The sequence below is a fragment of the Halioxenophilus aromaticivorans genome, assembly GCF_042850945.1.
In the GTDB taxonomy this organism is placed as follows: Bacteria; Pseudomonadota; Gammaproteobacteria; order Pseudomonadales; family Cellvibrionaceae; genus Halioxenophilus; species Halioxenophilus aromaticivorans.
In genome coordinates this window covers 5,185,025-5,211,333 of record NZ_AP031496.1, presented here as the reverse complement: position 1 = coordinate 5,211,333, position 26,309 = coordinate 5,185,025, and the positions used below count along the sequence as shown (strand labels likewise).

Here is a 26,309-nt window from a genome sequence, read left to right as displayed (position 1 = left end):
TTACGCAAACTGAGTTTTGGATAGCGGTAAGCTGCGAATGCGCTGGCCGTGCAATACACAAACGGCATTGACGATGGCCGGAAGTACACCCGGTAAACCTGGCTCTCCGATGCCGCCCATGGCTTCACCGCTCTCAATAATCCGCACGTGAACCTTAGGCATTTTACTGCGGTTCAAAATGGGGTAGCGGTCAAAGTTACGGGCGTGGGGCTGGCCGTTCTCGTAGGTTAGTTCTTCCACCAAAGTAATCGAGGTGCCCAGAGCAACGGCGCCTTCAACCTGCGCTTTAATCACCGCCGGGTTAACAATACTGCCCGGGTCGATGGCAACCCACACATCGTGCACAACCACTTCTTTATCGATGGAGACTTCGGCAATGGTGGCCACCTCGGTACCAAAGGGCGAGGCCATGGCCACACCGCGGGCACGCTTGCTGCCGTCTTTTGCCGTGTAGGGGCCGCGCTTCCAGCCGCCGGATAAATCCGCAACTTGCTCTAACAGGTGTTTTTGGCGTGGTTTATTGGCCAGCAATTCCAAACGCAATTCGTAGGGGTCTTGCTTGCCGGCATCGGCCATCTCATCAAAAAAGCTTTCGTAGAAGAAATCGTTCATGGAGTGGCCCACGGAGCGCCAAAAGCCAATCAGTGCTGGGTCTAACACCCGGATGTCGCTCACCAAATGGTTTTTGTACTCGTAGGATTTGCCGCGTATGCCTTCAAGGAAGGAATCATCAGCTTTACCCTCTTTACGACCAAACCAACGGCCGCCAGGACCTTCACCGATGTTGGCAGCTTCCAGGGCGATGGGCTTGCCGTTTTCATCCAGGCCGGCTTTAAAGGTGGCTACACCAGCCGGGCGTACGGCGTCACGCAGGAACTCTTCTTCTCGGCTCCACAACAATTTAATGGGCTTACCCACGGTCTTGGATAATGCGATGGCCTGGGGGTAGGGGCTGGCGGCATCGTATAAAAAGTGCCGGCCAAAAAAGCCGCCCAATAATGGCGAGTGGATGATAATTTTATCCGCCTCGATGCCGGCCACCTGGGCGGCGTGGGCTTGGAACATTTCCGGAGCTTGGTTGGGAATCCACAATTCTAGGGTGCCGTCGTCGTTCCAGCGCGCCAGTGCCGAAGGTGGCTCTAGCTGGCCGTGGACAACGTAGGGGGCGTCGTAACTGGCCTCTACCACCTGGGCAGCTTGTGCCAGGGCTTTGGTGGTGTTACCGGTTTTTTCGCCGGTGAGTTTGGGCTCTTGCACGGTTTTTAAATGGGCAATGCGCTCGGCGGAAGAAAAGGCTTCTGGCATGGGGAAGCGGCTGTCTTTGCCGGTTTCCCAGGTGACTTTTAGCGCTTCAACCGCTTTGCGAGCACGCCACCAGCTGGTGGCCACCACAGCCACGGCGCCGGGCAGTTTATGGATGGAATCCACGCCGGGCATTTCCTTTACTTCGGCTTCGTTGCTCCAGCTTTTGGGTTCTTTGCCAAGGTGAGGGGCGTGTACCACGGCGGCGTAAAGCATGCCGTCGACTTCGGTATCGATACTGAATTCAGCCTTGCCGGTGGATTTATCCAGCACGTCGATGCGCGGTACGGATTTGCCAATCCAGCGGAAATCGTCTTTCGCGCGCAGCTCTAATTTAGATGGCGCTTTAAACTCGCTGGCGGTGGCGGCTAGCTCGCCATAGCTGGCTTTTTGCTTGGATTTTTTGTGCACCACAAAACCGGGCTCGGTGGTGAGCTCTTCGGCTGGCACACCCAATTTGGCAGCGCCGGCTTGCAGCAATAAATAGCGCGCACTGGCGCCCAGTTTGCGCAGGGTGTCGTAGCTCATACGTACCGACATACTACCGCCGGTAACGCGCATGCCGTTTAAGATCTGATACACCTGGCCTGCAGGGGCACCCTCCACAATAAACTGGTCTGGGGCTACATCCAGCTCTTCGCCGATGATTTGCGCCATGGCGGTAAATACGCCCTGGCCACCTTCAATAAACGGGCTGCGGAACAGCACTTGGCTGTTGGGTTTAATCTCTAAAAAGGCGGCCACATTGGCGCCGGGCTCGCCGGTTTTGGCCTGCAACTTAGCAAAGGCGCCGGGTAGGCCAACGGACAGCACCAAGGCACCGGCGGAGGCGCCCAGGAAGGTGCGGCGGGAAACTTTAACTTCGCCAGCGCTTACTTGGCTGGGTGATTCGTGAATAGTCATGGCTTACCCCTTGTTACTGCCGGCAACATCGGCAATGGCGCTTTCAATGGCGTTGTAGGTGCCGCAGCGGCACAGGTTCGTCATGGCGGTGGCGATCTGCTCCGAGCTGGGTTTGGCGTTTTGCTTTAGTAGCGCGGTGGCGGCCATCACTTGGCCAGACTGGCAGTAGCCACACTGGGGCACCTGGTGTTCTACCCAGGCATCCACCACGGCCTTGCCCGTGGCGTCTTCGGCAATGGCTTCAATGGTGGTGATTTCAGAGTTGGCGACTACGCTCACCGGCAGTACGCAGGAGCGGGTGGCGCGGCCGTCCACGAGTACAGTGCAGGCGCCACATTGAGCAACACCGCAGCCATATTTTGTGCCCTTGAGTTTCAGTTCATCTCGCAATACCCACAACAACGGGGTATCTGGTTCAATATCGATGTCACGGGCTTGGCCGTTTATGGAGAGTTTCATGGCTAGTTCTCGGTATGTAGAAGGCTAAAAAGTAGAGTAGTTGTTATGGGGCAAATGTTTGGTTTTTGTTGGACAGCAACATCGCAAAAAGTATCGCAATATCGTCGGCAATCAAGTGTAGGCCCTGTGTTCGGGTGATAATGAGAGTGTGGGTAGGGTTACGCTAACCAAAGTCGCTCGGATGGGCAACGGGCCTTTTCTGATCGTTCTTATGAAGCTTGCTCATTAATGGGGGCCAACTCTTTGGGTTTAGATCGGCTAAACTGGCATTTTATCCTATTGGGTTCATGTATGAAGCGAGACGAACTAAGCGATTTGGCCGTGTTTTTGGTGGTGGCGGAGGAGTCAAACTTCACCCGCGCCAGCGTGCGATTGGGCGTTTCGCAGTCGGCGGTGAGCCACGCCATGCGTCGGCTCGAGGAATCCATAGGCGTCAAATTACTTAACCGAACCTCGCGCCGGGTATCCACCACGGATGCTGGCGAGAAGCTGCTGGCCGCTCTGCTCCCGGGTTTCAGCCAGATTGACGCGCGCATAGAAGAGCTGCGCTTGCTGGGCGATGCACCCCGTGGATTGGTGCGTATTGCCACCAGTAAAGCCGCTGCGCGAACACTATTATGGCCGGCCATTTCACAACTGGTACGTGATTACCCAGAGGTACAAATCGAACTCAACGTTGAGAGTAAGCTTACCGATTTAGTAGAAGAGCGCTACGATGCAGGGGTGCGGCTACTGGAGGCGGTAAGCCCGGATATGATTGCCGTAAAAATCGGCCCCAAGCTACGCATGGCCGCCGTGGCCTCGCCCCAGTACTTTGCCGCCAATGGCGTACCCCAGCACCCAGACGATTTAGATAAGCACACCTGCATAGGCATTCGCTTCCATTCGCGTGTGGGGGTGTACGACTGGGAGTTTGAAAAAGACGGTGCGGAAATCGTTAAGAAAGTGAATGGGCCGCTAGTGTTTAGCGATAGTACGTTTTGCGTAGAAGCAGCCAAGGATCATCATGGCATAACCTTAGTGCTGGAATCTGAAATAGAGCTGCAATTGAGGGAAGGCAGCTTACAGCGTGTATTGCAGGATTGGTGCGAGCCCTTTGATGGCTTCCATCTGTGTTATTCGGGCCGGCGCCAGATAAGCTCTGCATTTCGCTTGGTGATTGATCGCCTGCGTTATCGGGGCGATCAATAAATGTTGCCTTAGTAAGTTGAGGTTCTTAATTTTAGTATCAGGAGCAGAGTGTGGGCGAACTTTATAATACAAAACAGAAGTTAGATAACGGTGGATACCTGCACCGTAAGACTATGGACCGAAACGATTTTGATTCATTGACCACACTCTTTGAAGTCGCAAGTTAGCTTAGCGAGCTTGATATTTGGCTAACTAATTCTAGATTAAATCCCTTCCTTCCTCTCTCAATTCAATTTCCCCGCCGCCGCTTGAATCCGCTCCCGAACCCAACGGTGCAGCGGGTCTTGGTCCATGGCTCTGTGCCACTGCAGGTTTTCTCGCATTTCCGGCAGTTCTACCGGTGTCGGTAGCACCCGAATGGGCAAGTACTGGGCAAAGTACTCCGCCAGGCGCTTGTGCATGGTGGCAATGCGATTGGTGCCCATAATCCACTGCGGCAGTGTATTAAAATCGCTGGAGATCACCTCAATACGGCGTTGGGCCTTGTACTGCTTCATAAACCAGTCTTCGATACTCAGTTGGCGCGAGCTGCCAAAACCCACGCTGACGTGCCCCATGGCCAAATATTCTTCTAAGCTCAATTTTTCGCCCACCTCACCATTGTTGGCACACACCACGCATACGTGGTGTTCGGTAAACAGCAGGGAAGAGGGGTGGTCGTTCACCATATAGCGCTCCGGCATTAACAGAAAATCAATTTCGCCGCGGGAAAAGGTGTTCTCGGTGTGGTGAAAGGGGCTTAGGATCTCAAAGGTTAGGCCCGGTGCTTGCGCCTGAATATCGCGAATCACCCCGCTTAAAAGCACCGAGATCGCAAAGTCCGCGCTGATAATACGAAAGTGGCGCTTGCTCGTGATGGGGTCGAAGTCGCGTTTCGTCACAATACTGGAGCGTATCTTCAGCATTACCTCGCGCACGGGCTCTTGTAGCTCCAGGGCAAAGGGTGTGGGCTGCATGCTCCGGCCCACCTGTACCAAAAGCTCGTCGTCAAAGTAATTACGCAACCGTTTGAGTACACCACTGACGGCGGATTGCGTCATATGCAGCCGCTCCGCAGAGCGTGTGATGCTTCGTTCGTCCAGCATTACGTCCAGTGCAACCAGCAGGTTTAGATCCAAATGTTCGTAGCGCATGGGTGTGCCTCACGCGTGGGTGCTCAGTATTTATTGTGGAAATTGGCCATACCAATCCTATGTTGGTCAATGTATCACAAACTGTGATGCATTGGATCATTATAAGTGATTTCTGTTGGGTTTCGTCTGGGATTACCCTACTGGCACCTGATCAAAAACACGTATATCTATAATGAAATTTGCATCCCTTGCCAACGGCACCCGCGATGGCTTGCCAGTGCTGGTCAACCGCGCACTCACCCAAGCCGTTGCCATCAATCATTTAGCGCCCAGTTTGCGCGAGTTATTGGAAAACTGGCAGCAGCATCACAGCGAGTTAACCGCGCTGGGCGATGAATTAGAGGCAGGCAAGCTATCCGCTGCTATCAGCTTTAACCCCCAAGAGGTTTTGGCTCCGCTGCCGCGAGCTTGGCAGTGGTTGGATGGCTCGCTGTTTTTAAATCACGGCGAGCTTATGCAAAAGGCCTTTCACTTAGAGCCTATTGCCGATGCCGACACAATCCCCCTGGTCTACCAAGGCGCTAGCGACGATTTAAAAGGCCCCGGCCATGCCATTGAATGCCCCAGTGTCGAACACGGAATCGATTTTGAAGGTGAGTTTGCCGTCATCGTGGATGAAGTGCCCATGGGCACCGGCGCTGACAACGCTCTGGATTACGTGCGTTTAATTATGCTGGTTAACGACGTTAGCCTGCGTGCCCTGGCACCACGGGAAATGAAAACCGGATTCGGTTTTGTGCAAGCCAAACCCGCCACCAGTTTTTCTGCCGTGGCCATTACCCCGGATGAGCTGGGCGATGCCTGGCGCAATGGCCGCGTGTGCTTGCCTTTGCACATGCGTTGGAACGAGCAATGGTTTGGCCACCCCAACGGCGAAGAAATGCATTTCGGTTTTCACCAACTGATCTCCCACGCCGCGGCCACTCGCACACTCAGCGCCGGCACCATTATTGGCTCCGGTACTGTGTCTACCCAAGATCGCAGCGCCGGCTCCGCTTGTATCTCCGAGCGCCGGGCATTGGATGTGATTGAACACGGCGAAATTCGCACGCCCTTTATGCAACCCGGTGACCGGGTGCAAATTTATACCGAGTTAGCCAATGGCGAAAAACCGTTTGGTGCAATCGACCAACGAGTTGCCCTTGTCTAATCCTGCGCCGATAACGCAGCGCAAAAAATACGAGATAACACTATGACCAGCAAGCGTCGCCTAATTGATTTGTCGGTTACTTTGGATAACAACCCAAACACCGATCCACCGCCGCTGTTACCCAAAATTGATTACATGGATCACCAGCAGGGTTGGCCAGAAATGGAAGCCATGTTTCCTGGCCTAAAAAAATCCGATCTACCCGGTGATGAAGCCTGGGCGGCAGAACGCTTAGAAATTACCACCCACAGTGGCACCCACATGGACGCGCCCTGGCACTATGCCTCCACCACCGATGAGCAAATGGGGGGGCGGCCTGCGTTTGGTATTGATGAACTACCCCTGGAGTGGTGCTTGCAGCCCGGCGTTAAATTGGATTTTCGCAACATGCCCGACGGCCACGTGGTCACCGCCGCCGAGGTAGAGGCGGAATTAAAACGCATTAACCACAGCCTGCAGCCTTTGGATATTGTTTTGGTAAATACCCGCGCTGGCAGCTTATTTGGCCAACCGGGTTACCTGGCCGCCGGCGTTGGTATGGGCCGCGAAGCCACTTTGTATTTATTGGAGCGTGGCGTGCGCGTGGTGGGCACCGATGCCTGGAGTTGGGACGCGCCATTTCCCTACACCAAAGAAAAATTCGAGAAAAGCAAAGACGCCTCCATTATTTGGGAAGGCCATAAAGCGGGCCGAGACATCGGCTACGGCCAAATGGAAAAACTCGCCAACCTAGAGGCGCTGCCGGCCAACGGTTTTACCGTGTCTTGCTTCCCTTACAAAATTAAACGCGCATCGGCGGGGTTCGTGCGCGCCGTTGCTATTATTGAGGACAATTAATGTTTAAGTATTTTCCCACCAATTATGTTTGGAATTTGTCGGTGGATTTGGCCATCGAAATGGGTGCGCGTATCGGCGAAATTGAAGAAATGTGTGCGCCACTGCAAGAGGCCGCCAAAAAGCCCGATAAAGAAGGCACCCAGGCCTTCCGCGACACCTGGCAAACCATGGCAGATAAACTCTGCTCCTTAGCCGAAGAGGACGAAGCCAAGGGGCGAATTTATTCCGCCGGTGAGAAATATCGTCGCGCCTCTATGTACTTAATCACCTGTGAACGATTGCAAGCCCACGATGCGCCGGGCCGCTTAGATTTATACAAACGCTCACTGGCCACCTTTGAACGCGGCAATGCCCTTACTGGCGCCAACTGCGAGCGAGTAGAAATCCCCTACGCCGGTTCTCACCTAACCGGCCTGTTGGTAAAACCCGACAACAGCCAAGGCCCCATGCCTATTTTAGTGCAGGTAAATGGCCTGGACTCCACCAAGGAACTGAAATATTTCGTTGGCCTGCCGCTGTGGTTGGCGAAGCGCGGTATCGGTTCGCTGATTATTGATCAGCCCGGTACCGGTGAAGCCCTGCGCCTACAAAAGCTCACTGCCCGTTACGACAGCGAACACTGGGCCAGCCCGGTCGTGGATTGGCTAGAGGCTCGCGATGACGTAGACAGTAAACGTATTGGTATGGAAGGCGTTTCTTTAGGAGGCTATTACTGCCCCAGAGCCGTGGCATTTGAACCGCGCTTTGCCTGTGGCGTGGTGTGGGGCGCTAATCACGATTGGCGCGATGTGCAAAAGCGCCGGCTAGACAAAGAAGGTGATTTCCCGGTTCCCCATTACTGGAAACACGTGTGCTGGGTATGGGGTGCAAAAGATATCGATGACTTTATGCAGATCGCCGAGAGGGTACACCTCGATGGTGTTGTTGAAAAAATTAAAGTGCCCTTCTTAGTTACCCACGGCGAAAAAGACAGCCAAATTCCATTGAAGTGGGCAGAGCGCACCTACGAGCAATTGGTGAATAGCCCTAACCGTGAATTAAAAATCTTCACCCAGCGCGAGGGCGGTGTGCAGCATTCCAGTTTCGATAACAGCATCAATGCTGGTCATTACATCGCAGACTGGGTGGCTGAGCAATTGGGCGGCCGGGTTGCCGATTAAGCGCAACAACGCAGTAACTGAAAAGAACAGAATAAGAGAAGTGTTATGAATATTATTGGCCCTGATACCTTAGTATTTGGTGTAGAAGACACCAGCGCCTGTGAACAATTTTTATTGGACTACGGCCTTAGTGCCGTGGGCGGTGGCCGCTTTGAAGCCATGGATGGAACTGGCGTGCAAGTGTGCTCCGCAGATGATCAATCCCTGCCGGCGGCCTTGCCTACGGGGTCCATGTTACGCAAAACCATTTACGGTGTGGCTGACCAAGCCACATTGGATGCATTAAAAGTCGAGCTGGGGCGCGACCGAGAAGTCACCGTGTTGGACGATGGCTCGCTACAAGTGGCCGACGACCTGGGTTTTGTGTTGGGCTTTCAAGTTACTATCCGCAAAACCATTAGCGCCAGCATGGAAAAAATCAATGCGCCGGGTACCTCGGTACAGCGGTCCATTAACGAAATTGGCGTAGTCAATGGCGCACAGCCTAAGCCGCGCAGCTTGTCCCATGCAGTCTACTTTGTGCCGGATGCCGAAAAAGCTGAAGCCTTTTTCCGTGATCGTTTAGGGTTTGTCACCACCGATCGCTTTACTAAAGTTGGCCCCTTTATGCGGCCGGCGGGCAGCACCGATCACCACACGGTATTTTTTATTCAAACCCCGCCCCACATGCAAGGTTGTGAACACTTTACCTTCCACATGGGTGGCCCCACCGAAGTGATGCAGGCTGGCAGTAACCTAGAAAGCAAAGGCTACGAGAGCTTTTGGGGGCCGGGGCGTCATATTTTTGGATCAAACTGGTTTTGGTATTTTAAAAGCCCCTTCGGCTGCAATATGGAATACGACGCCGATATGGACTTGCACGACGACACTTGGCAGGCGCGAGAAGCCATGCCCGGAGCCGATAACTCCCAGGCGTTTTTGCTGCAATACCGAGAAAAATGGGCGCCCATGGGCCCGCCGCCAAAGCCTTAATTCAACGCCATAATAGAGTAAACCATGGCTGCGGAACGGTGGATCTTGTGCGCGCTGGAGGATATTCCCAACCCCGGTGCGCGCGGGTTTGATCCATTAAACGAAGGTAAAAACAGTGTGTTTGTGGTGCGCCAGCAGGGTGAAGTGTTTGCCTATCGTGACCGCTGCCCGCACCTAGATGGCATGACATTGCCCTGGAAAAAAGACAACTACTTAAACGCCGCCGGGCAGGCCATACAGTGTGCCGCCCACGGTGCTCAGTTCAATATAGAAACCGGATTGTGCACAAGCGGCCCCTGTTTGGGCCAATACCTCAGCAAGCTCACCGTTGGTGTCAGCAGCCGAGGTCAGATATCCATCAGCAAAGCCGAGCTAGCCGGCGGAGAATAAAACAATGACTAATTCAATTAAATCAGTATTAATTATTGGTGGTGGCTTTTCGGGCATGACCGCCGCCATCGAGTTGAGCAAACAAAACTACCAAGTAGAATTAATTGAAGCCAGCCCAACCTGGCACCCCGATGGTGCTGGCATCAGTATTGGTGGCGCCACACTGCGCGCCTTTGAAACCCTGGGTGTGTTGGATCAGTTTTTAGACCACGGCCACGGCCACGATGCCTTAGACCTGTTTGCACCTAACGGCCATCATATTCAAACCATACCGAACCCGCGTTTTGCCGGCGAGCATATCCCCGGCACCGGGGCCATTATGCGCCCAGTGTTGGCAAAAATTTTGGCCGACAAAGTAAAAGCCGGTAACACCAAAGTTCGTTTGGGTATTACCCACACCGGAATCAGCCAAAACGACGACTGCGCCACGGTGCAATTCAGCGATGGCAGCGAACAAAGCTACGATTTAGTGATTGCCGCCGATGGCCTTTACTCCAAAACCCGCCAGTGGTTATTCCCCGATGCAGCAGCGCCCAGTTACACCGGCCAAGGCGTTTGGCGAGCGGTGCTGCCCAAGCCGGAAGGTTGCAATAGCACTAAGATGTGGGTGGGGCCAAACTTGAAAGCCGGCATCAACCCAATGTCCAAAGACCAAGTGTATTTATTCCTAACGGTAGACAGCAAAGAGCGCCAGCGCTTTACACCCGAGGAAGAACCGGCGGTATTAAAGCAGTTGTTGTTAGAGCACTTTACTGCGCCGGCGGTGCACGCCCTGGCAGAACAAATTAATGCAGATAGCCATGTAATGTTCCGCCCCTTGGAAGGGCTATTAATGCCCCAGCCATGGTTCCAAGGCCGGGTGGTACTAATTGGCGATGCCGTACACGCCACAACGCCACACCTGGCACACGGTGCCTGTATCGGTATTGAAGACGCCATCGTATTGGCCGAGGAATTAGCCCAGCGCGATGAACTGGCCCAGGCATTAACCGCCTTCCAAGATCGTCGTTGGGAGCGCTGCCGCATGGTGGTGGAAAATTCCGGTCGCATAGGCCAAATCGAAATCGAAGGCGGCGATAAAATGGAGCACGCCATGTTAATGCGCGATACCTTAATCGCTTTACAGCAACCTATTTAGGCTTAATAAAGCGCGTTGTATCCTCTGCAGCGCGCCAGCCCCCACGCTAAACAACACCGTTTTAACCGAATAAAAATTATAAAAAGTAAGACCTCAGCAAACCAAAGCACTACCGAGCTTTAGTTAGAACTACCAAGCTCTAATCAGAATTACCAAGCTCTAATCAGAAATATCAAATAACAACGCTCTACCGCAATTTATAAAAAAGCAGGCCGGCACGGAATTTTATTCTGTGTGCGGTGGTTGCCTGTATAAAAAAGTACTCAAAACAATAACAAAGGAACCTCTGAATAATCTCGGCTGACTTCTGGCTCCCAGAGCTTTTTGAGATCGAGGCAGCGTTTTGCAGGCATACTGGCCGTACGGCTGCGCGCCCCGGTCACAAAACGCTAACAAAGATATCAGAAAGCTCTGAAAGCCCCGTAGGGCGCGGCCTCAAAGCCCATCTGACTGCGTTGATTTTCTTGCTAAGGACGACGGCCATTAACTGCGAAAATCGCCTTGTCAGCTGAGCTTTGAGGACTCGCGCAGAAGCAACCGAGATTAATCAGAGGTTCCTTGAGGAAGCGAACAATGCCAACATATAAAACACTACCGTTAGTCGTATCCGCCGTAACTGCTACCCTGGCCGCGCCGTATTTGCACGCCCAAACCGCGCTGGAGGAAGTGGTGGTTACCGCCCAGCGTAAGGCAGAAACCTTGCAAGACGCCGCCTTGCCCATCGACGCCGCCGGTGAGGCGGAGCTTAATCGCATCGGCGTAAGTGATGCCTCTATGCTGAGTAAGGTATCGCCGGCGTTAACCGTGGCCTCGGCCGGCGGTTCCAATAATATTTTCTTTGTGCGTGGCGTGGGTAATTTTGCGGTCAACGCCTACACCGATTCGGCACTGGCGTTTAATATCGATGGCATCGCCATTGGTCGGCCCACGGCCACCACGGCGTCCTTTTTGGATGTAAACCGTATTGAGGTATTAAAAGGGCCGCAAGGCACCTTGTATGGCCGCAACGCCACCGCCGGTGCCATCAATGTTATTCCCAACACGCCCACCTTGGGTGAAACCAGCGGCAGCCTTTCGGCGGAGCTAGGTAACTATGGCAAAACCGGGTTTTCCGGCGCGGTTAATTTGGCGTTAGATGAGCAGTGGGCGGCGCGCTTGTCTCTGGCCAAACTGGACAGCGACGGATATAACGACGACGGCACTGGCGCCACAGACGATACCGCGCTGCGCGGCCAATTATTTGGCGAGCTAAGTGATAACGTTAGCCTTCGTATAGCGGCGGATTATTCCACCAGCCAGGGTGATGGCAGTGCGCCTATTTACCGAGGCAACTACGGCTTTCAATTTGGCCCGCCATCGGATAACCCCAATACCATAGATCATTACGACTTTAATCCGGCGCCCAGCAATGTGTCGGATGGCTTTGGTGGCCCACTTACGCCCGTGGCCCAAGCCTATTACCAATCCCTGGCCACGGTACCCGCATTTACCACGCCAAACCCCACTGAAAAGCCCTTTTTAGATAACACCTTTTGGGGCGTTAATGCCGAGCTTAATGCGGCGCTAGATATTGGTGACCTGGTGGTGATTGCCGGCTACCGCGAAGCCGAAGCCGACAACCTATTTATTAACCCGGGTATGCAAGCCGCCATTATTCAAGATGACCAAGACCAATTTAGCCTGGAGGCGCGCTTAAGCACCAGCTCCGGCCCGGTGGATTGGATTTTGGGTGGCTATTATTTTGATGAAGAAGTCAGTGGGTTGGCCTCTTACAACCAGCAGAGTATTCAAAGCACCCAGGGCATAGACGCCTCCACGTCGGAGTCAAAGGCGGTGTTTGCCCGCGGAACCTTTAACGTCAGCGACTCATTTAGGCTGGTGGGTGGTTTGCGCTACACCGATGACGAAAAACAATTCACCGGCCGTTCCGATACCTTTGTGAACCTGTGCATTCGTTACCTGCCGGTGTTCCCCGGTGGCCCAGAAATCCCTAATTGCGAGGGCGCACCGGCCATACCTGCCGGCGCTACCGTGGCAGACACTCTTGCGCTGATTGATGCCGCCGATCTACCGGTGGGCGCACCCGGTATCGGCACCGGGCCTGTGCCCTACGGCCAGGTGCCGCTATTCCCCGGTGCGCCGGCAACCGCCACCGCAAACCTATTGCTGATTAATCCCACAGAAATTAATCAAACGCAAACAGCAGAAGAAATAACCTACCGCTTGGCCGCTGAGTGGGATGTGGGTGCCGACAGTTTACTCTATGCCAGTTTTGAAACCGGTTATCGCTCCGGCGGTTTTAGCTTGGCCGCCGGCCGCGAACAGTACGACCCAGAGTATCTGGATGCTTTTACCCTTGGCTCTAAAAACCGCTTTTTTGAAGATCGCCTGCAAATTAACGCGGAGCTGTTCCACTGGCAGTACGACGATCAACAAGCCAGCCATTTCGGCGTTGACGCCAGCGGTAATAGCACCTTGTATACCGAGAACATCGGCAGCTCCACCATTGAAGGTTTAGAGCTGGATATTTTGTTAGCCGCCACTAACAGTACCCGGCTGCGGGCCAATGTGCAGTACTTAAAAAATACCATTGATGACTTTAGTTTTGTGCAACCCACTGCAGACCCCGACGTACACGTAGTCACCGGTTGCGATTCCAGCTTCATAGAGCTAAACGCTGCGGGTAACGCCTTGTGGCAAGTGGATTGTTCTGGCCAAGAGGGGCGCAACTCGCCGGAGTGGACGGCAACCTTTGGCGTAGACCAACAATTTTCATTGGCAGACATCAACGCCGTTCTGAGCCTGGATGCCCGTTACCGCGATGACCGCTGGGTGGGTTTTGATTTTACTCCACCCCAACGGGCGGAATCGGTCACCACCTTGGATGCCACCTTGCAATTGGATGCCGCTAGTGGCCAATGGTCACTATTGGCCTACGCCCGTAATATCACCAATGAAGAAGTGCAATCGGTTACCCAAGTACTGAGCGAAATGAGTAACTTGGTGACCTCCGTATACGAGCCGCCAAGAACCTACGGATTGCGATTTAATTATTTCTTTTAACGCAATTGTTGGGAGTTACCGTAACGGTAGCTCCTATCACTGTTTTGAGCATCATTGATATTTAAGAGGTATGTTCTATGCCACCGTTCACATTTCAAACCCTAGCGCGAGAGGCGCTTATCAGCGCCGTTATAAATAGTGCGTTTAGTTTTTTATTTGCTTTCTTATTGTTTCGCCAGTTGGTAACGGTTCCGGCCGCGGAGATTGTTAAGGATGGCCTTGTGCAAACCGCCTTTGTGGTATTTTTTGCCGCGGCAATTCCAAGTTTAATTACCCGGGCTAAACACAAGCTTGCGGTAAAGGTATGGCCAATCCTGTTGGTTTCGTTACTGGCCGCAATAATGCTGGCCTTAATCATGCAGTCTGTACATGGGCTGGTTTTCAACGCAGGGAGTATTGAAAGCCTTGGGTTTACCCAATTCGTCGGCTTTAAGCTGATCTACGCTTTTGTGGTGTCTATCGTGGTTACGCCTTTGGCTTTATTTACACTGGATAAAGTTGCCAGCAAAAACCAAGCACACCAAAGCCAGTGTGCTTAGTGGGGATATGTTTGGTTGATGTCGGTTAGCGAGAAATGGTTTGTTGCAGCGCGTGAATAGAGGTTTCTATTCCCGCTTCAACAGACATGGTTAAGTCTTCCATTTCCAGGGAGACGTAACCGTTGTAGCCGGTCATCCGCACTACGGAGAAAAACTCCTTCCACCATTGCAAGTCTTGGCCACAACCTACGGCAACGTAATTCCAGGCGCGCTCGGCGGGTTGAGTTACGGGTTTTGTTTCTAGCAAGCCGTTTACGTCTACCAGGCCGCGTTCTAAGCGCACGTCCTTACCGTGTACATGGTGTATGGCATCGCCCAGATTGCGCGCCGCGGCTATGGGGTCTGCGCCCATCCAAATTAAATGGCTTGGGTCCAGGTTTAAGCCCACCATGGGGCCAACGGCGTTGCGCAGCCGGAATAGGGTTTCTGGGTTCCACACCAGCATGGAGCTAAAGTTTTCCAAGGCGATTTTTTCCACGCCGAAATTGTCCGCATGGGCCACCAGTTCGTTCCAGAAGGGAATGGCGACGTCGTTCCATTGATAATTCAGTTGGTCTTGTAATATTGGTGGCCAGCTAACCGTATAGGTGATCCAGTTGGGTACGGTGTCGCTGGGCGCAGCCGGAGGTAGGCCGCTCATCATAACGATTTTTTTAACGTCTAGGCGTTGGGCCAGCTCCATGGTATCGAAGGCCGCTTGTTTGTGGGCTTGCCCCATGGCGCTTGGGTCCAGTGGATTGCCCGAAACATTCAGCGCTGCGATCTCCATACCCCGTTGTTCCAGCGCAGACTGAAACGCCCGTAATTTTTTATCGTCGGCAAGCATTTGGTCCATCCGCATATGGGGAGCTGCAGACCAGCCGCCGGTGGTAATTTCGATGGCTTTAACATCGTAGCTAAGCAGTTTGTCCAGCATTTCCTCGTAGGTGTATTGGCCCAAGCTGTCGGTGCAGAAAGATAGTTTCATATTGGTTTACTCTTTATTGTTATTTGAGCGGCTATTGATAAAAATCAGGCCGCGGTGGCAGGTCGATGTTTTCAAATTGACCGCTGTGTTTGGCTTTCACACAGGCGTCCGCCGTTACCGCCACCACGTAGCCATCCCAGGCAGAAGGGCCGTTGGCTTTACCGGCTTTAATGGACTGAATCCAATCGCGGAATTCCTGATCAAAGGCGGCAACAAATCGGTCTTTCCAGTCGATTAATATTTCGTGGGATAACTTGCCCAGCTCGCGCAATTGCACACTGGCCGGTTCCGGTAGGGCAGCTACGCCTTTTTCGCCTACTACCTGGCATTGAATGTCGTAGCCATAGTGCGCGTTGACGAAGCTCTCAATTGAAATGTGAATGCCCTGCCGGGTGCGCAGTTGCACTATGTGCGGGTCTTGTAGGCCTTCATCGCACAGAGATGTTTTGCGCGGCAAAATAACCTGGGCTGCCACATAGTCGTCGTCCAACAACCAGCGCAGTACATCAAATTCGTGCACCAGGGAGTCGGTAATGGCCATGTCACCACCAAAGCCCGGGGCATGGGGGGCGCGGTGGGCGCAATTTAAAATAATTGGGTGGCCGATGGTGTTATCTTGCAGGCATTTTTTCAGTTGTTGGTAGGCTTGGTCGTAGCGACGCATAAAGCCAACCTGCACTAAACGCTTACCACCGGTGAGCTCTGCGTCGATGATTTGTCGGCATCCCTCAGCCGTTACGGCTAGGGGTTTTTCACAAAATACAAATTTGCCGGCGCTAATGGCGGAATTGACAAACTCCTCGTGGGTGGGGCCCCAAGACGCAACAACAATCGCGTCTACGCTATCGGATTTAATCAGCTCGTGGCTATCCGTAAAAATTTTCGCATCCAGGTCAAAGTCACTGTTGATGCTTTCGCAGGAGCTAATATTGACATCGTTCAAAGCGACGACCTGGGCGCCTGGGATTTTTCGACTTAAGCGAAACACGTGTTCGCGGCCTATGGCACCGGTACCGATGACACCTATTTTTACGGTCATTTGCGTTCCTTTATTGTCATTATTGGTTGGCCAGAGCTAATGATGCTTGGTGGCTAAATCAGACTTTTTTGTTAGTACTTATCGAAATGCTTGGCGCTGTTGTTATCTTTAAATGATAGAAGCTATCAATGATTGGATCCCAGCCCCTGGGGCGCGTTGCGGATCGGAAACCGATGTTAATTCAGGGTAATGAAGTGGAAAAGCCATTTTAGATGGCGCTGGAATTTTTGTTTCATTTCTATCATCATTGAGCAAGAATGATAGAAACTATCAAGCTTGGTATGAACAGCCGTAATAGCAGCCGTAATATCGGCAGCCTAAGTAAGACGGCCTGCACATTGATAAAGACAGATCAGATGAACATTAATAGATTAGAGGCCCTATGCGCCGGCCAACCATGACCGATGTGGCACGTCAGGCGGGTGTTGGCGTGGCTACTGTGGACAGAGTCATCAACAAGCGCGCACCGGTAAAGCCGGAAACCGCTCACAAAGTGCTGGCAGCGGCCAAGGCCCTGGGGTTTCGCGCGTCTCGGTTAATCCAACAGCGGGTGGATGAATTTGTGCCTGCCCAGCGGCTGGGGTTTTTACTGCATCGTAAATCCAGTGTGTTCTACACCGAGTTGGCGGCAGAGCTTACCGCCGCCACCCAGCGCTGTGATGATATTGCCGGCACCGCTGTGGTGGAGTACGCCGAGGATATGAGTCCCGCCAGTATAGTGGCGGGTATTTACGCGCTGGCAGAAAAAGCCGACGCCATTGCGGTGGTTTCTAGCGATCACCAACACGTCAGCGATTGCATAGAGCACTTGGCAGACAAAGGTGTGCCGGTTATTGCCCTAATTACCGATTTATCCGCCCAGCGTAAGCGGGGGTTTGTGGGGATAGATCACCGTGTGGCGGGCCGCACCGCCGCCTGGGCCATGTGTCAGTTTTCACCGCAGCCGAGATCGGTGGGCTTGGTTATGGCCAGCCACCGTATTCTCAGCCAGGAATACAGCGAAAGCAGTTTTCGCAGTTATTGCCGGGAACACGCCGAGTCCATCAATATTATCGATTGCGTTATCAGTTTAGAAAACAACACCATGGCGCAACAAACGGTAAGCACGCTGTTACAAGAGCAACCTTCCATCACTGGCTTGTATTGCATTGGTGGCGGCATTGGTGGCGTGGTGCAGGCTCTGCGGCAGGCTAAACCTAAATCGCTATTTGTAATTTGTAATGAGCTAACCGACATCACCCGCGCCGCATTAATTGACCACACCATTGATTTGGTCATTGCCAATCCGCGCAGAGCACTGGCCGAGAAAACCGTGACGGCTATGGTTAACGCTTTGCAACACCCACAGCAAAATACCAAGGCCTACGAAATATTAGCCCACGAATTGTTTATCTCTGAAAATATCCAGTAAACACTAAAACAGCAAAGGTTTACCTGCTGCTGGTTTAATTAAATAAAATTTTCGTAGAAATTAAGGCCGATGGCGCAGCGCCTCTACCAACGCCGAAAACGCCGGCGGCGCTTGCCGCCAGTTGGGGTAGTACAAATAGGGCCCTTCCCACAGGGGGCACCAGGCATCTAGCACGCGTTCAAATTCACCGGATTCGATATGGGGCTTGGCCAGCTCCTCTGGCATATACGAGATGCCAAAGCCGTCCAGGGTGGCTTGGATAATATGGTAGATCTCGTTAAACACCAATTGGCCGTCCACCCGCACTTTGAATTCCTCACCGTTTTCTTCAAATTCCCAGGCATATAAACCGCCGGCGGTGGGCAGCCGAAAGTTAATGCATTTGAATTGCGTCAGCTGTTGCGGGGTGGCGGGCTTACCGTGTTGTTTAAAAAACTCTGGCGTGGCCACGGCGGCAAAGCGAATATCGGGGCCAATGCGCACAGCAATCATATCTTTGGCTATTTGATCGCCCAACCGCACGCCGGCATCAAAGCGGCCGTTGACGATATCGGTAAGGCCGTTATCGGTAAATAATTCCACGCTGATCTGCGGATATTCCGGCAAAAACTCTCGAATCTTGGGCCACAAAACATGGCTGATTGTATTGCTAGCAGCGGCGATGCGAATGGTGCCGGCGGGTTTGTCGCGAAATAAATTCAGCGCTTCCAGCTCTTGTTCGATGGAATCAAAGTGCGGCCCAATGCCGGTAAGCAGGCGCTGGCCGGCCTCGGTGGGGGACACGGCGCGGGTGGTGCGGGTGAAAAGCCGAATGCCCAGCCGCTCTTCCAATTGCCGAATGGAATGGCTGAGGGCGGATTGCGACACGCCCATTTTGGCGGCGGCCTTGGTAAAGCTGCCTTCACGGGCAATGGCTATGAATACGACTAAATCGTTAATGTTTTCGCGCGGCATGGTGATTGAATAGTGGCTCTGGCTGATAAATGATTGGTGAAATTATTTTATTAATACGATCGATTATGGGCTATTAAAGCCTGTGTCATCAAGCAGTACTATTAGTATCACTAATAAGAGGCCGCTTGTGTTAATGCTCAATGGTGAGTGTGAAGCGGCCTCTCAAGACGATCTTTGGAGGTCTGATTTGAAAACCCTAGGTTATGCCGCGCAATCCGCCCAAGAGCCACTAGCGCCTTTTTCTTTCGAGCGCCGGGAGCCACGCGCCAACGATGTGGCCATTGATATTCTGTACTGTGGCGTGTGCCACAGCGATTTACATACCGCCCGCAACGACTGGGGCGTGACCCTTTACCCCGCGGTACCCGGCCATGAAATCGTTGGCCGAGTCTCCGCCGTGGGCGACGACGTAGCCGACTTTGTGGTGGGTGACACGGTGGCCGTTGGCTGCATGGTAGACAGCTGCAAAGAGTGCGACCAATGCCACCAGGGAGAAGAGCAATACTGCCGTGAGGGCAACACCCAAACCTACGGCGGCCAGGACCGCGTAGACGGCACGCCAACCTTTGGTGGCTATTCCAAACACATAGTGGTGCGTGACGAATTTGTGCTGCGAGTGCCAGAGAACCTAGACCTCGCTCGGGTGGCACCCCTGGTGTGCGCCGGCATTACCACCTATTCGCCACTGCGCACTTGGAACGTTGGCCCCGGTAGCCGCGTGGCGATAGTGGGTATGGGTGGCCTGGGCCATATGGGCATTAAGCTGGCGGTGGGACTGGGCGCTCACGTGACGGTGATCAGCCGTACAGAGGCCAAAAAAGACGACGCACTGGAGTTGGGAGCCCACGAGTTTTTGGCCTCCAGCGATGAGGGTGCCATGGCGTTGGCCCAAGCCAGCTTCGATGTGATTTTGGATACCGTGCCGGTAAAACACGACATAAACCCCTATATGCCCTTGCTGGACGTAGACGGCACACTGGTTATCGTCGGCCAGGTAGGGCCTTTGGCTGAGCCTATAACGGTGCCTATGATTTTTGGCCGCCGCCGGGTGGCCGGTTCGCTGATTGGCGGCATCGCCGAAACCCAAGAAATGCTCGATTTCTGCGGCCGTATGAATATTTTGCCAGAGTGTGAAACCATTGCCATGGGTGAAATTAACGAGGCCTACGAGCGCATGGAGAAATCCGATGTGCGCTACCGTTTTGTGATTGATATGGCAACGTTAAGTTAATCTCCTTTTACTCACGCCCAGTACGCAGGCCCCAACTAAGTTCTGTGTTCTGAATATGTTAAGTGCGCTAGGCCTAAGCTCACCGCTTAGGTCTTAGCCATTGGCCTACATACCTCTCCCCGGTTCGCCTTAAACGTTTTCCTTGCTTGCAGCGTCCTACCGTTATTGCCGAAAAGTTTTCATAAGCCCGGTTGGCCGAGTTCTTTATAGGCCGTGGCATTTATTTTGCTGAGATGATGTTTTCTGAGAGTAGTGTGTTGCTACTTATTCGGGCTTCCCATTGTACAAGAGGCGTTAACGCTATGATTGCCGCTCCCACACACAGCATTGTTATTGGTTATATCCTATGGATCTTCGGGTTTATGGGCTCCCACCGGTTTTACTACGGCAAACCGATTTCCGGCACCATTTACTTTTTTACATTGGGAATTTTCTTTATTGGCTGGATTATCGATTTAATTTTGATCCCCGGGATGGATCGAGAGGCCGATGAACGTTTCCAGGCGGGCTTTAAAAATTACACCCTGGCTTGGGTGTTTTTAACTTTTTTAGGTGTGTTTGGTGTACACCGGTTTTATTTGGGCAAGTGGATAACTGGCTTGCTGTACCTGTTTACCTGCGGCTTCTTTTTAATCGGTGTGTTGTACGATTTCTGGACGCTAAATCGTCAGGTGTCTGAGGCTAATACGGTTGCGTATTAGCCGTTAGAAAGATTGCTAGCCGTTCAAATGCTTGTTAGCCTCTTCTAATACCGCTTCAAAATGGCAATCGGCCAATGCGCCAAACAGCGCGTGTTTGCTTAACTTGGCTCGGCTGGTTTGTGGGCTGGTAATGCCGCACAGAAACCTGGCCTGTTGCCTGGCGGTGGCCAGCGCTGGGTGTGGCTGTGATTGAAGGGAATGAATCACGCTAATATCCGGAGCGCGGCTGGGCCTGGGTTGCAGCTGTGCCGGTTGGCCAGTACAGCTGCTGCATTGCCCACAAGGTATAGGGAGTTGTTCGCCAAAATACTGCACCAGTGATTGCTGCAAGCAGGTCTTACCCGCCGCCCACTGGCAAACCTGTTGCAAGCGTTCAATATCGCGCTGCTCTCGTTGTTTGAAACTTTGCTGAATGTCGGCGATCAGCTGAGCTTGGTCGTCGGTTTCATTGGCCAAGCGAAAGCGATGGCGGATACCCGATAATTTTAAGGTAACTAAGTTCTTCTGCTCGAGATAATTAAGCGCGTTTAAGATTCGCTGTCGATCTTCGTTAAGCGCTTCTGCTGCCTGGGTCGGTTGGATGGTCAGCCAACTACGGCCTTGCTTACCGGTGTTAAATACCGATTGCAAAAACTCGGCCCGGTTAGCGTCAAACTGATTTAGCACGGTATGGCTGTCTTCGACAAAGGCAATTTTATACTCGGAGTAAAACGGCCCGATACTGGTAATTGCACCGTTAAGCTCTAAATAGGTGAGCAGTGTGTTGATCACCAACGGTCGAATATCGTACTGCTGGGATAGCTCGTAAACAGAGATATCAAATTCAGCGCCGTGGCTTAGAAGATGTTGAATGCAAGCTGTGATGGCGCTGTTATCCGGGGTGTCGCCGTAGGTAAAGTTTTCCAGTACGGTGAGATCCTGGGTGTCTACCAACAGGTGGCACTGGGAGGCGTTGCCGTCGCGGCCAGCGCGCCCAATTTCTTGCATGTAGTTTTCCAACGACTTGGGCAGGTTGTAATGGTACACCGCTCTGATGTCGGATTTATCAATGCCCATACCAAAGGCGATGGTGGCAACCACGATATCGGTGGTGCCGGCCATAAATGCCTCTTGCACCGCGTTGCGTTGGTCATCCTTAAGGCCGGCATGGTAAGCCTGGGCGCTTAGGCCTTGTTGGCAGAGGGCATCGGCTATTTCTTCGGCGGTTTTTTGTAGGGTTACGTAAACGATACTGGCTTGCTGGGGGTGGGCCTTTAACCGGTTGATCAGCGCAGTCTGTCGCTGGTGGCCTATGTGTGCACTCACATTAATAGCTAGGTTGGCGCGGTAAAACCCGGTTTGCACATGGTTGTCAGCGGCAATGGCAAAGTTTTCACGAATTTGGTTGGCCACCTCAGGTGTGGCGGTGGCGGTTAACGCCAGTACTCGGTCCGCGTTGAGTGTTTTCGCTTGCTTGGCAAGCTTTAGGTAATCCGGCCGGAAATTATGCCCCCACTCCGATACACAGTGGGCCTCATCAATGGCAATCATACTGATGTTGACGCCTTTTAAGCGATTGATAAAACGCTCGTTGGTGAGTCGCTCCGGTGCGGTGTAGAGTATTTTAATGTCACCGTTAGCAAGGCCTCGGTAAATAGACTGTAACTGCTCGGCGTCAATGCTGGAATCTAAGCGGGCGGCGGGAATGTTCAGTGCCTGTAGTTGGTCTACCTGGTCTTTCATCAATGCAATCAAAGGCGAAATAACGAGTGTAAGGCCCTCCAACATTAATGCCGGCAGCTGGTAGCACAAACTTTTACCTCCACCCGTAGGGAACACCGCCAGCGCCGATTGACCCGATAATAACGTCTCAATAACTTGCTGTTGGCCAGGCCTAAATGACGCTAAGCCAAAGGTGTTTTTTAGCAGAGTATCTGGTGTGTGCATAAGCGAAATAATTACTGGTTAAAATATTATCGAAATATATAAGCCATTAAGCTTGTGACTCGCTATGAGGCTTAGTACTTTTGTCCTTTATCGATGCAGTATTTTCGCACAGCTGTGTATGTGAAATAGTCACACAGTTGTGCAGAAAATGCGCCTCTTAAATGCAAGCCAAAAACTGCGTGTCACAAAGCAAAGCCATATAAAAATACTAACGCAGGTTTCAGTTAGACGATATCCATGACATCACATTTTGGCCAACCGGTGGTGACTAGTAGATATGAAAATGGCCGTTAATGATTAAATGCCGAAACAGTTACCCAGGTCCTTGAATGAAAGGTCGTAATGCCGCCGAGTAGTGAGAAAAATTGCATAGTGCCGCAGGCGCAGAAGGTTGCTCGCACGTCGCAATCGGCGTTATCGAACTATGTAATTCAATAACGCCCGGGAGAGTAATTCCCATTAATGAATCGGCACCAATTGGAAACAACTTACTAATGGCTGGCCTTGTATATAGAGACGAGGCCGGGCGCTAGCCCACCAGGCGAACCACAGCCCAATACAAGCCCGTGGCGGCAATAAGAACAGAGCCGGGCAGTGCAACCCGGCGGCGCCAAGCACTTGGGTTGGCCCAGGTGCGGTAGATGATCCAGCCCAGCAGAACAATCGCCAGTTGAGCAACCTCTACCCCCACGTTAAAGCCAATTAACGCGGTGGTGAAGTCCCCGGGGGGAAACCCCATCTCCTTAAGCACCCCGGCAAAGCCCAAGCCGTGGATTAAACCAAAGGCAAACACCACCGCTAAGCGCAGGTAGGTTTTAGGTGGGTGCATTAGATTTTCAACGGCCACCCAGGCAATGGTCAGAGCAATGGCGGGTTCTACCCACTGGCTAGGCACGGCGATGGCGCCCTTGGCGGCCAATCCTAAGGTCAGGGTGTGGGCCAAAGTAAAACCACTGATCCAAATTATCAGTTGCCGCGCTGTGTGCATGCCCAGCAGTAGCCCTAACACAAACAGCACATGATCCCATCCTTTGGGAATAATGTGGGTGATGCCCAGCCAAATGTAATCTCGCCAAACGTTCAGTGCTGGCTGTTGCGTTGCGGTTTCGTTGTTGGCGATGCCGGTGGGGTAATATTGAGGGCTTTGTTGGTTGCGTACTAGCCAGCGGTTTAGGCTTAAATTACTGCAGGCACAGCTCATTCTCAGGGCGATGGGCTCCTCAAAGCGAAAGCCATCGCTAAAACGAGCCTGTAATACCCTTGGTGGTTCTGCCTGGGTTTTAGGCGAGAGTGATGACGATGTTTTTGAGGGCCTGTTTAAAGGAATTGTTGAAGGAATCGATAGAACAGCGGCTGGCGCGGCCAGTTGTATTTCCGTCATGGGCCAGCTTAAACCGGAGGTAAAATCCGACAGTGGCCGATCCTTGGGCCAGGTGATGTGGGTTACCTGCCAGTGCAATGGCTGCGAATCCGCGGTGATGTTTAGGCCTTGGGTTAAGCGGGCCAAAGTTGCTTGCACGGTGGGGTCACGGGTGGGGTTGGCTAGGTTGCTCCAGCGAAAATATTCCTCGCCGCTGCCAGCCTCTCGACTCAAATCCACCAGCAGCGACGCCCGCAGAGAATTATCGGGCAATATCTCTACCTCTGCTTTAGTCATATTGAGCAGATGGGCGTTGCTGCTGGCGGCGCACAGCAGGCCAACCAGCCAAAGCAGGGCGCGAGCCCAATTTTGCCTACTAAGGGCATTTCGCGATTTTGGCTTATAGTAGTTTAACGCCGGGTTACCAAACAATGGGGTGGGTTTCTCCGGTGGTAACATTCACCAAGCCGCCGGGGTTGCCTTGGTAAGGGGCTACCAGTTGCCATTTCCAGGGCGCCGCGGTTAAAAATGCAAAACGCATGCGTTCGGGCAGGCCGGTATTATTAATCCATTGCATGGTGTCGGCCTGTTGTAACAGGTGCTCCATTTCGGCAGCGACTTCGGCAACCGGGCGGGCTGTCATAAGCCCGGCGATATCCAATTTAACCTGGGCGGCGATTGCGCCGTTTTTCACCAGTACCCAACCGCCGCCCATCTCAGCCACGGCATTGGCCGCCATGGCCATGGCGCTGTCGTTATTACCCATAACCCAAATGTTGTGTAGGTCGTGTGATTGAGAGCTGGCCAAGGCGGAGTTTTCGGTCATTGGCCCCACGTTTTGCCACAGCATTTTCGATATGGCGCCGGTGCCGTGGTAGCGATCCACTACGGCAACTTTAATCAGGTTATCAGCGGGAGCTGCCACCACAAGGCCGGCCTCATTCACTGGCAGGGTGCGGGTAATAAAATCCGGCTCAAACCAAAACGGCTCTAAAATAGCGGCTTGTACTTCGGTTTTGCCCTCGGGGGCGTGAATAATAAAATCTTCGGCGCTCAGGGTTTTGCCCACACGCATGGTGTTTTTAGCCCAGGCGGGGTAATCGATATTGGCAATGGGTAATTTGTAATCCTTGCCCAGGGCCGCTAATTGGCCGTTGGCGTAGACGCGTTCTATGGCAACGGTTTCGGGGTTGCTTAACAGCACCACGTCGGCGTAACGCCCAGGGGCTAATGAGCCTACAAGGTGATCGATGCGAAAATGCCGTGCTGTGTTGTAGCTGCCCAACTGGTAGGCGATCTCCGGTGCTACGCCCAGCTCAATAGCGGTGCGGATGTTGTAGTCCATGGAGCCCAGTTGCAAGGTTGCAAATACGTCACGGTCGTCGGTGGTAACCGAAATATTACTCCAGTCTTTTAAATTTAACTGCAACAATTTGGGAATTACGGTATCCATTCCGGCGTGTTTTAATTCTAAAAATACTCCGCGGCGTAATTTTTCTAAGCCTTCATCGGCCAGTCTAACCTCGTGATCGGAAGCCAACCCTGCGGCCGCAAAAGCGCTGATTTCTTCCGCGCTGTACAGGCCAGAACCGTGGCCTTCAACCACGCCGCGGTTGTCGTAGGTGGCTTCTATCATTTGCCACAAACGGCTGTGGCCGCCGTTATCGGCATTGATAATTGCGCTCCAGTCCATCACTTCCCCCAGGGCAACAACTCGAGGGTCGTATTGCATAAATGCGTCCATTTCTGGGTAGCCATAATAGCCGCCGCCGCTTTCATATACCGTGGGTGGTGTGGCCGAACCAATAGCCGGGAAGATTTTTAACGGGCTACCGGCGCGCTCTGCCGCTAGCCAAAATTCCGCGTTGTAATTACCCACCACGTTGGAAATCTCGTGGGATCCTTCAACCGTCCACGTGTTACCGTGGGGAATCACCAATGCCGCTTCGTATTCCGGGGTAAGGTAGGAGCTTTCAATGTGCTTGTGGGATTCGCCGAAGCCGGGTACGGCATATAAGCCGCTGGCATCGTAGGTTTGTGCGGCGCTGCCGGGCCAGGTATTAGTGGCCCCAGTCCAGGCAATTCTACCGCTGGCAATAACAATGTCTTGGTTGGCCAGCCATTCCTGAGTAAACACATTCAACACGGTGGCATTTTGAATGATTAAGTCCGCCGGCTGGCGTGCCAGTGCTACTTGGGTAAGCGCCTGGCGGGTTTGGATTTCTGAGCCAAAGGTGTGTGTGGTTGGCTCTGGCGTGGATAGGGGTTTTTGCGTTTCATTGCCGCTTGCATCGCTGCTTTTATCGCCTTTGTCATCGCAGGCTGTGGTCAAAATGGTGCATAAACAAACCAACAGTGTTGGAATAAGTCTATTGTTGGGCTTGTTCACGGTGGGCTCCCGGCAAAGAATACAATTCGTGCGGGAGAGGCAGGATTAATGCCAATACCTGACTAGGTAGACAATAATAAGGAGGCTACGCAGG

Annotated in this window: 21 protein-coding genes; 12 read left to right on the top strand and 9 right to left on the bottom strand. The window is 52.8% G+C overall.

From position 1 onward, the window contains the following. On the bottom strand, positions 1-2,205 hold the full coding sequence (locus ACGHM3_RS22160; protein ID WP_345421911.1) for a xanthine dehydrogenase family protein molybdopterin-binding subunit: 2,205 nt from the start codon (positions 2,203-2,205) through the stop codon (positions 1-3). Between the two features lie 3 nt (positions 2,206-2,208). Beyond that, positions 2,209-2,664: a (2Fe-2S)-binding protein gene (locus ACGHM3_RS22155; RefSeq protein ID WP_345421908.1), complete on the bottom strand. Its 456-nt coding sequence runs from the start codon at positions 2,662-2,664 to the stop codon at positions 2,209-2,211. Positions 2,665-2,955: 291 nt separating this feature from the next. Between ACGHM3_RS22155 and ACGHM3_RS22150 the strand changes: the two genes are divergently transcribed. Then, a complete protein-coding gene (locus ACGHM3_RS22150; RefSeq protein ID WP_345421905.1) occupies positions 2,956-3,855 on the top strand; it encodes a LysR family transcriptional regulator in 900 nt (299 codons plus the stop codon). Positions 3,856-4,079: 224 nt separating this feature from the next. Here the strand turns inward: ACGHM3_RS22150 and ACGHM3_RS22145 are convergent, their stop codons facing one another. Further along, positions 4,080-4,988: a LysR family transcriptional regulator gene (locus ACGHM3_RS22145; RefSeq protein ID WP_345421902.1), complete on the bottom strand. Its 909-nt coding sequence runs from the start codon at positions 4,986-4,988 to the stop codon at positions 4,080-4,082. A gap of 172 nt (positions 4,989-5,160) precedes the next feature. Between ACGHM3_RS22145 and ACGHM3_RS22140 the strand changes: the two genes are divergently transcribed. The 8 genes from ACGHM3_RS22140 (at position 5,161) to ACGHM3_RS22105 (ending at position 14,237) form a co-directional block, all read left to right on the top strand. Next, a complete protein-coding gene (locus tag ACGHM3_RS22140; RefSeq protein WP_345421899.1) occupies positions 5,161-6,138 on the top strand; it encodes a fumarylacetoacetate hydrolase family protein in 978 nt (325 codons plus the stop codon). Positions 6,139-6,180: 42 nt separating this feature from the next. Next, a complete protein-coding gene (locus tag ACGHM3_RS22135) occupies positions 6,181-6,975 on the top strand; it encodes a cyclase family protein (RefSeq protein WP_345421896.1) in 795 nt (264 codons plus the stop codon). Further along, entirely contained in the window at positions 6,975-8,135 is a 1,161-nt protein-coding gene (locus ACGHM3_RS22130; RefSeq protein WP_345421893.1) for a prolyl oligopeptidase family serine peptidase, read from the top strand. Before ACGHM3_RS22135 ends, ACGHM3_RS22130 begins: the two co-directional genes overlap by 1 nt. Before the next feature lie 45 nt (positions 8,136-8,180). After that, positions 8,181-9,107 (top strand): VOC family protein, encoded by a 927-nt coding sequence (locus tag ACGHM3_RS22125; protein WP_345421890.1) that lies wholly within the window; start codon positions 8,181-8,183, stop codon positions 9,105-9,107. A gap of 24 nt (positions 9,108-9,131) precedes the next feature. After that, the gene (locus tag ACGHM3_RS22120) at positions 9,132-9,497 is read left to right on the top strand and encodes a Rieske 2Fe-2S domain-containing protein (RefSeq protein ID WP_345421887.1); all 366 of its coding nucleotides are present in this window, start codon (positions 9,132-9,134) and stop codon (positions 9,495-9,497) included. A 4-nt stretch (positions 9,498-9,501) separates the two neighbouring features. Further along, a complete protein-coding gene (locus ACGHM3_RS22115) occupies positions 9,502-10,635 on the top strand; it encodes an FAD-dependent oxidoreductase (protein WP_345421884.1) in 1,134 nt (377 codons plus the stop codon). A gap of 573 nt (positions 10,636-11,208) precedes the next feature. Next, positions 11,209-13,698, top strand: coding sequence for a TonB-dependent receptor (locus tag ACGHM3_RS22110; RefSeq protein WP_345421881.1), 2,490 nt, complete (start codon positions 11,209-11,211; stop codon positions 13,696-13,698). Between the two features lie 77 nt (positions 13,699-13,775). After that, on the top strand, positions 13,776-14,237 hold the full coding sequence (locus ACGHM3_RS22105; protein ID WP_345421878.1) for a hypothetical protein: 462 nt from the start codon (positions 13,776-13,778) through the stop codon (positions 14,235-14,237). Positions 14,238-14,262: 25 nt separating this feature from the next. Here the strand turns inward: ACGHM3_RS22105 and ACGHM3_RS22100 are convergent, their stop codons facing one another. Beyond that, positions 14,263-15,204 carry a sugar phosphate isomerase/epimerase gene (locus tag ACGHM3_RS22100; protein WP_345421875.1) on the bottom strand — a complete coding sequence of 314 codons (942 nt, stop codon included), beginning with the start codon at positions 15,202-15,204 and terminating at the stop codon, positions 14,263-14,265. Positions 15,205-15,235: 31 nt separating this feature from the next. Next, a complete protein-coding gene (locus ACGHM3_RS22095; RefSeq protein WP_345421872.1) occupies positions 15,236-16,243 on the bottom strand; it encodes a Gfo/Idh/MocA family oxidoreductase in 1,008 nt (335 codons plus the stop codon). Between the two features lie 382 nt (positions 16,244-16,625). Between ACGHM3_RS22095 and ACGHM3_RS22090 the strand changes: the two genes are divergently transcribed. Further along, the gene (locus tag ACGHM3_RS22090; protein ID WP_345421869.1) at positions 16,626-17,654 is read left to right on the top strand and encodes a LacI family DNA-binding transcriptional regulator; all 1,029 of its coding nucleotides are present in this window, start codon (positions 16,626-16,628) and stop codon (positions 17,652-17,654) included. 60 nt (positions 17,655-17,714) lie between these two features. Here ACGHM3_RS22090 and ACGHM3_RS22085 read toward each other — a convergent pair whose 3' ends face one another. Further along, positions 17,715-18,608 (bottom strand): LysR family transcriptional regulator, encoded by an 894-nt coding sequence (locus ACGHM3_RS22085; RefSeq protein WP_345421866.1) that lies wholly within the window; start codon positions 18,606-18,608, stop codon positions 17,715-17,717. Positions 18,609-18,795: 187 nt separating this feature from the next. On the opposite strand from ACGHM3_RS22085, the gene ACGHM3_RS22080 reads away from it, so the two are divergent. Further along, a complete protein-coding gene (locus ACGHM3_RS22080) occupies positions 18,796-19,839 on the top strand; it encodes an NAD(P)-dependent alcohol dehydrogenase (protein ID WP_345421938.1) in 1,044 nt (347 codons plus the stop codon). Positions 19,840-20,141: 302 nt separating this feature from the next. Then, the gene (locus tag ACGHM3_RS22075) at positions 20,142-20,540 is read left to right on the top strand and encodes a TM2 domain-containing protein (RefSeq protein WP_345421863.1); all 399 of its coding nucleotides are present in this window, start codon (positions 20,142-20,144) and stop codon (positions 20,538-20,540) included. A 15-nt stretch (positions 20,541-20,555) separates the two neighbouring features. Here ACGHM3_RS22075 and ACGHM3_RS22070 read toward each other — a convergent pair whose 3' ends face one another. The 3 genes from ACGHM3_RS22070 to ACGHM3_RS22060 all read right to left on the bottom strand — a co-directional run bounded on the left by ACGHM3_RS22070 (position 20,556) and on the right by ACGHM3_RS22060 (position 26,215). Then, positions 20,556-22,466 carry an ATP-dependent DNA helicase RecQ gene (locus ACGHM3_RS22070; protein ID WP_345421860.1) on the bottom strand — a complete coding sequence of 637 codons (1,911 nt, stop codon included), beginning with the start codon at positions 22,464-22,466 and terminating at the stop codon, positions 20,556-20,558. A gap of 529 nt (positions 22,467-22,995) precedes the next feature. Then, positions 22,996-24,285, bottom strand: coding sequence for a HupE/UreJ family protein (locus ACGHM3_RS22065; RefSeq protein WP_345421857.1), 1,290 nt, complete (start codon positions 24,283-24,285; stop codon positions 22,996-22,998). Beyond that, positions 24,248-26,215: an adenine deaminase C-terminal domain-containing protein gene (locus ACGHM3_RS22060; RefSeq protein WP_345421854.1), complete on the bottom strand. Its 1,968-nt coding sequence runs from the start codon at positions 26,213-26,215 to the stop codon at positions 24,248-24,250. Before ACGHM3_RS22060 ends, ACGHM3_RS22065 begins: the two co-directional genes overlap by 38 nt. Between the last annotated feature and the right edge of the window lie 94 nt (positions 26,216-26,309).

What these genes read in the sequence shown, in the direction of transcription:
- ACGHM3_RS22155 (WP_345421908.1), bottom strand. Translation starts at nt 2,664, where the DNA reads ATGAAACTCTCCATAAACGGCCAAGCCCGTGACATCGATATTGAACCA.
- ACGHM3_RS22145 (WP_345421902.1), bottom strand. Translation starts at nt 4,988, where the DNA reads ATGCGCTACGAACATTTGGATCTAAACCTGCTGGTTGCACTGGACGTA.
- ACGHM3_RS22125 (WP_345421890.1), top strand. Translation starts at nt 8,181, where the DNA reads ATGAATATTATTGGCCCTGATACCTTAGTATTTGGTGTAGAAGACACC.
- ACGHM3_RS22130 (WP_345421893.1), top strand. Translation starts at nt 6,975, where the DNA reads ATGTTTAAGTATTTTCCCACCAATTATGTTTGGAATTTGTCGGTGGAT.
- ACGHM3_RS22095 (WP_345421872.1), bottom strand. Translation starts at nt 16,243, where the DNA reads ATGACCGTAAAAATAGGTGTCATCGGTACCGGTGCCATAGGCCGCGAA.
- ACGHM3_RS22090 (WP_345421869.1), top strand. Translation starts at nt 16,626, where the DNA reads ATGCGCCGGCCAACCATGACCGATGTGGCACGTCAGGCGGGTGTTGGC.
- ACGHM3_RS22135 (WP_345421896.1), top strand. Translation starts at nt 6,181, where the DNA reads ATGACCAGCAAGCGTCGCCTAATTGATTTGTCGGTTACTTTGGATAAC.
- ACGHM3_RS22075 (WP_345421863.1), top strand. Translation starts at nt 20,142, where the DNA reads ATGATTGCCGCTCCCACACACAGCATTGTTATTGGTTATATCCTATGG.
- ACGHM3_RS22160 (WP_345421911.1), bottom strand. Translation starts at nt 2,205, where the DNA reads ATGACTATTCACGAATCACCCAGCCAAGTAAGCGCTGGCGAAGTTAAA.
- ACGHM3_RS22065 (WP_345421857.1), bottom strand. Translation starts at nt 24,285, where the DNA reads ATGTTACCACCGGAGAAACCCACCCCATTGTTTGGTAACCCGGCGTTA.
- ACGHM3_RS22110 (WP_345421881.1), top strand. Translation starts at nt 11,209, where the DNA reads ATGCCAACATATAAAACACTACCGTTAGTCGTATCCGCCGTAACTGCT.
- ACGHM3_RS22100 (WP_345421875.1), bottom strand. Translation starts at nt 15,204, where the DNA reads ATGAAACTATCTTTCTGCACCGACAGCTTGGGCCAATACACCTACGAG.
- ACGHM3_RS22120 (WP_345421887.1), top strand. Translation starts at nt 9,132, where the DNA reads ATGGCTGCGGAACGGTGGATCTTGTGCGCGCTGGAGGATATTCCCAAC.
- ACGHM3_RS22105 (WP_345421878.1), top strand. Translation starts at nt 13,776, where the DNA reads ATGCCACCGTTCACATTTCAAACCCTAGCGCGAGAGGCGCTTATCAGC.
- ACGHM3_RS22070 (WP_345421860.1), bottom strand. Translation starts at nt 22,466, where the DNA reads ATGCACACACCAGATACTCTGCTAAAAAACACCTTTGGCTTAGCGTCA.
- ACGHM3_RS22115 (WP_345421884.1), top strand. Translation starts at nt 9,502, where the DNA reads ATGACTAATTCAATTAAATCAGTATTAATTATTGGTGGTGGCTTTTCG.
- ACGHM3_RS22140 (WP_345421899.1), top strand. Translation starts at nt 5,161, where the DNA reads ATGAAATTTGCATCCCTTGCCAACGGCACCCGCGATGGCTTGCCAGTG.
- ACGHM3_RS22085 (WP_345421866.1), bottom strand. Translation starts at nt 18,608, where the DNA reads ATGCCGCGCGAAAACATTAACGATTTAGTCGTATTCATAGCCATTGCC.
- ACGHM3_RS22150 (WP_345421905.1), top strand. Translation starts at nt 2,956, where the DNA reads ATGAAGCGAGACGAACTAAGCGATTTGGCCGTGTTTTTGGTGGTGGCG.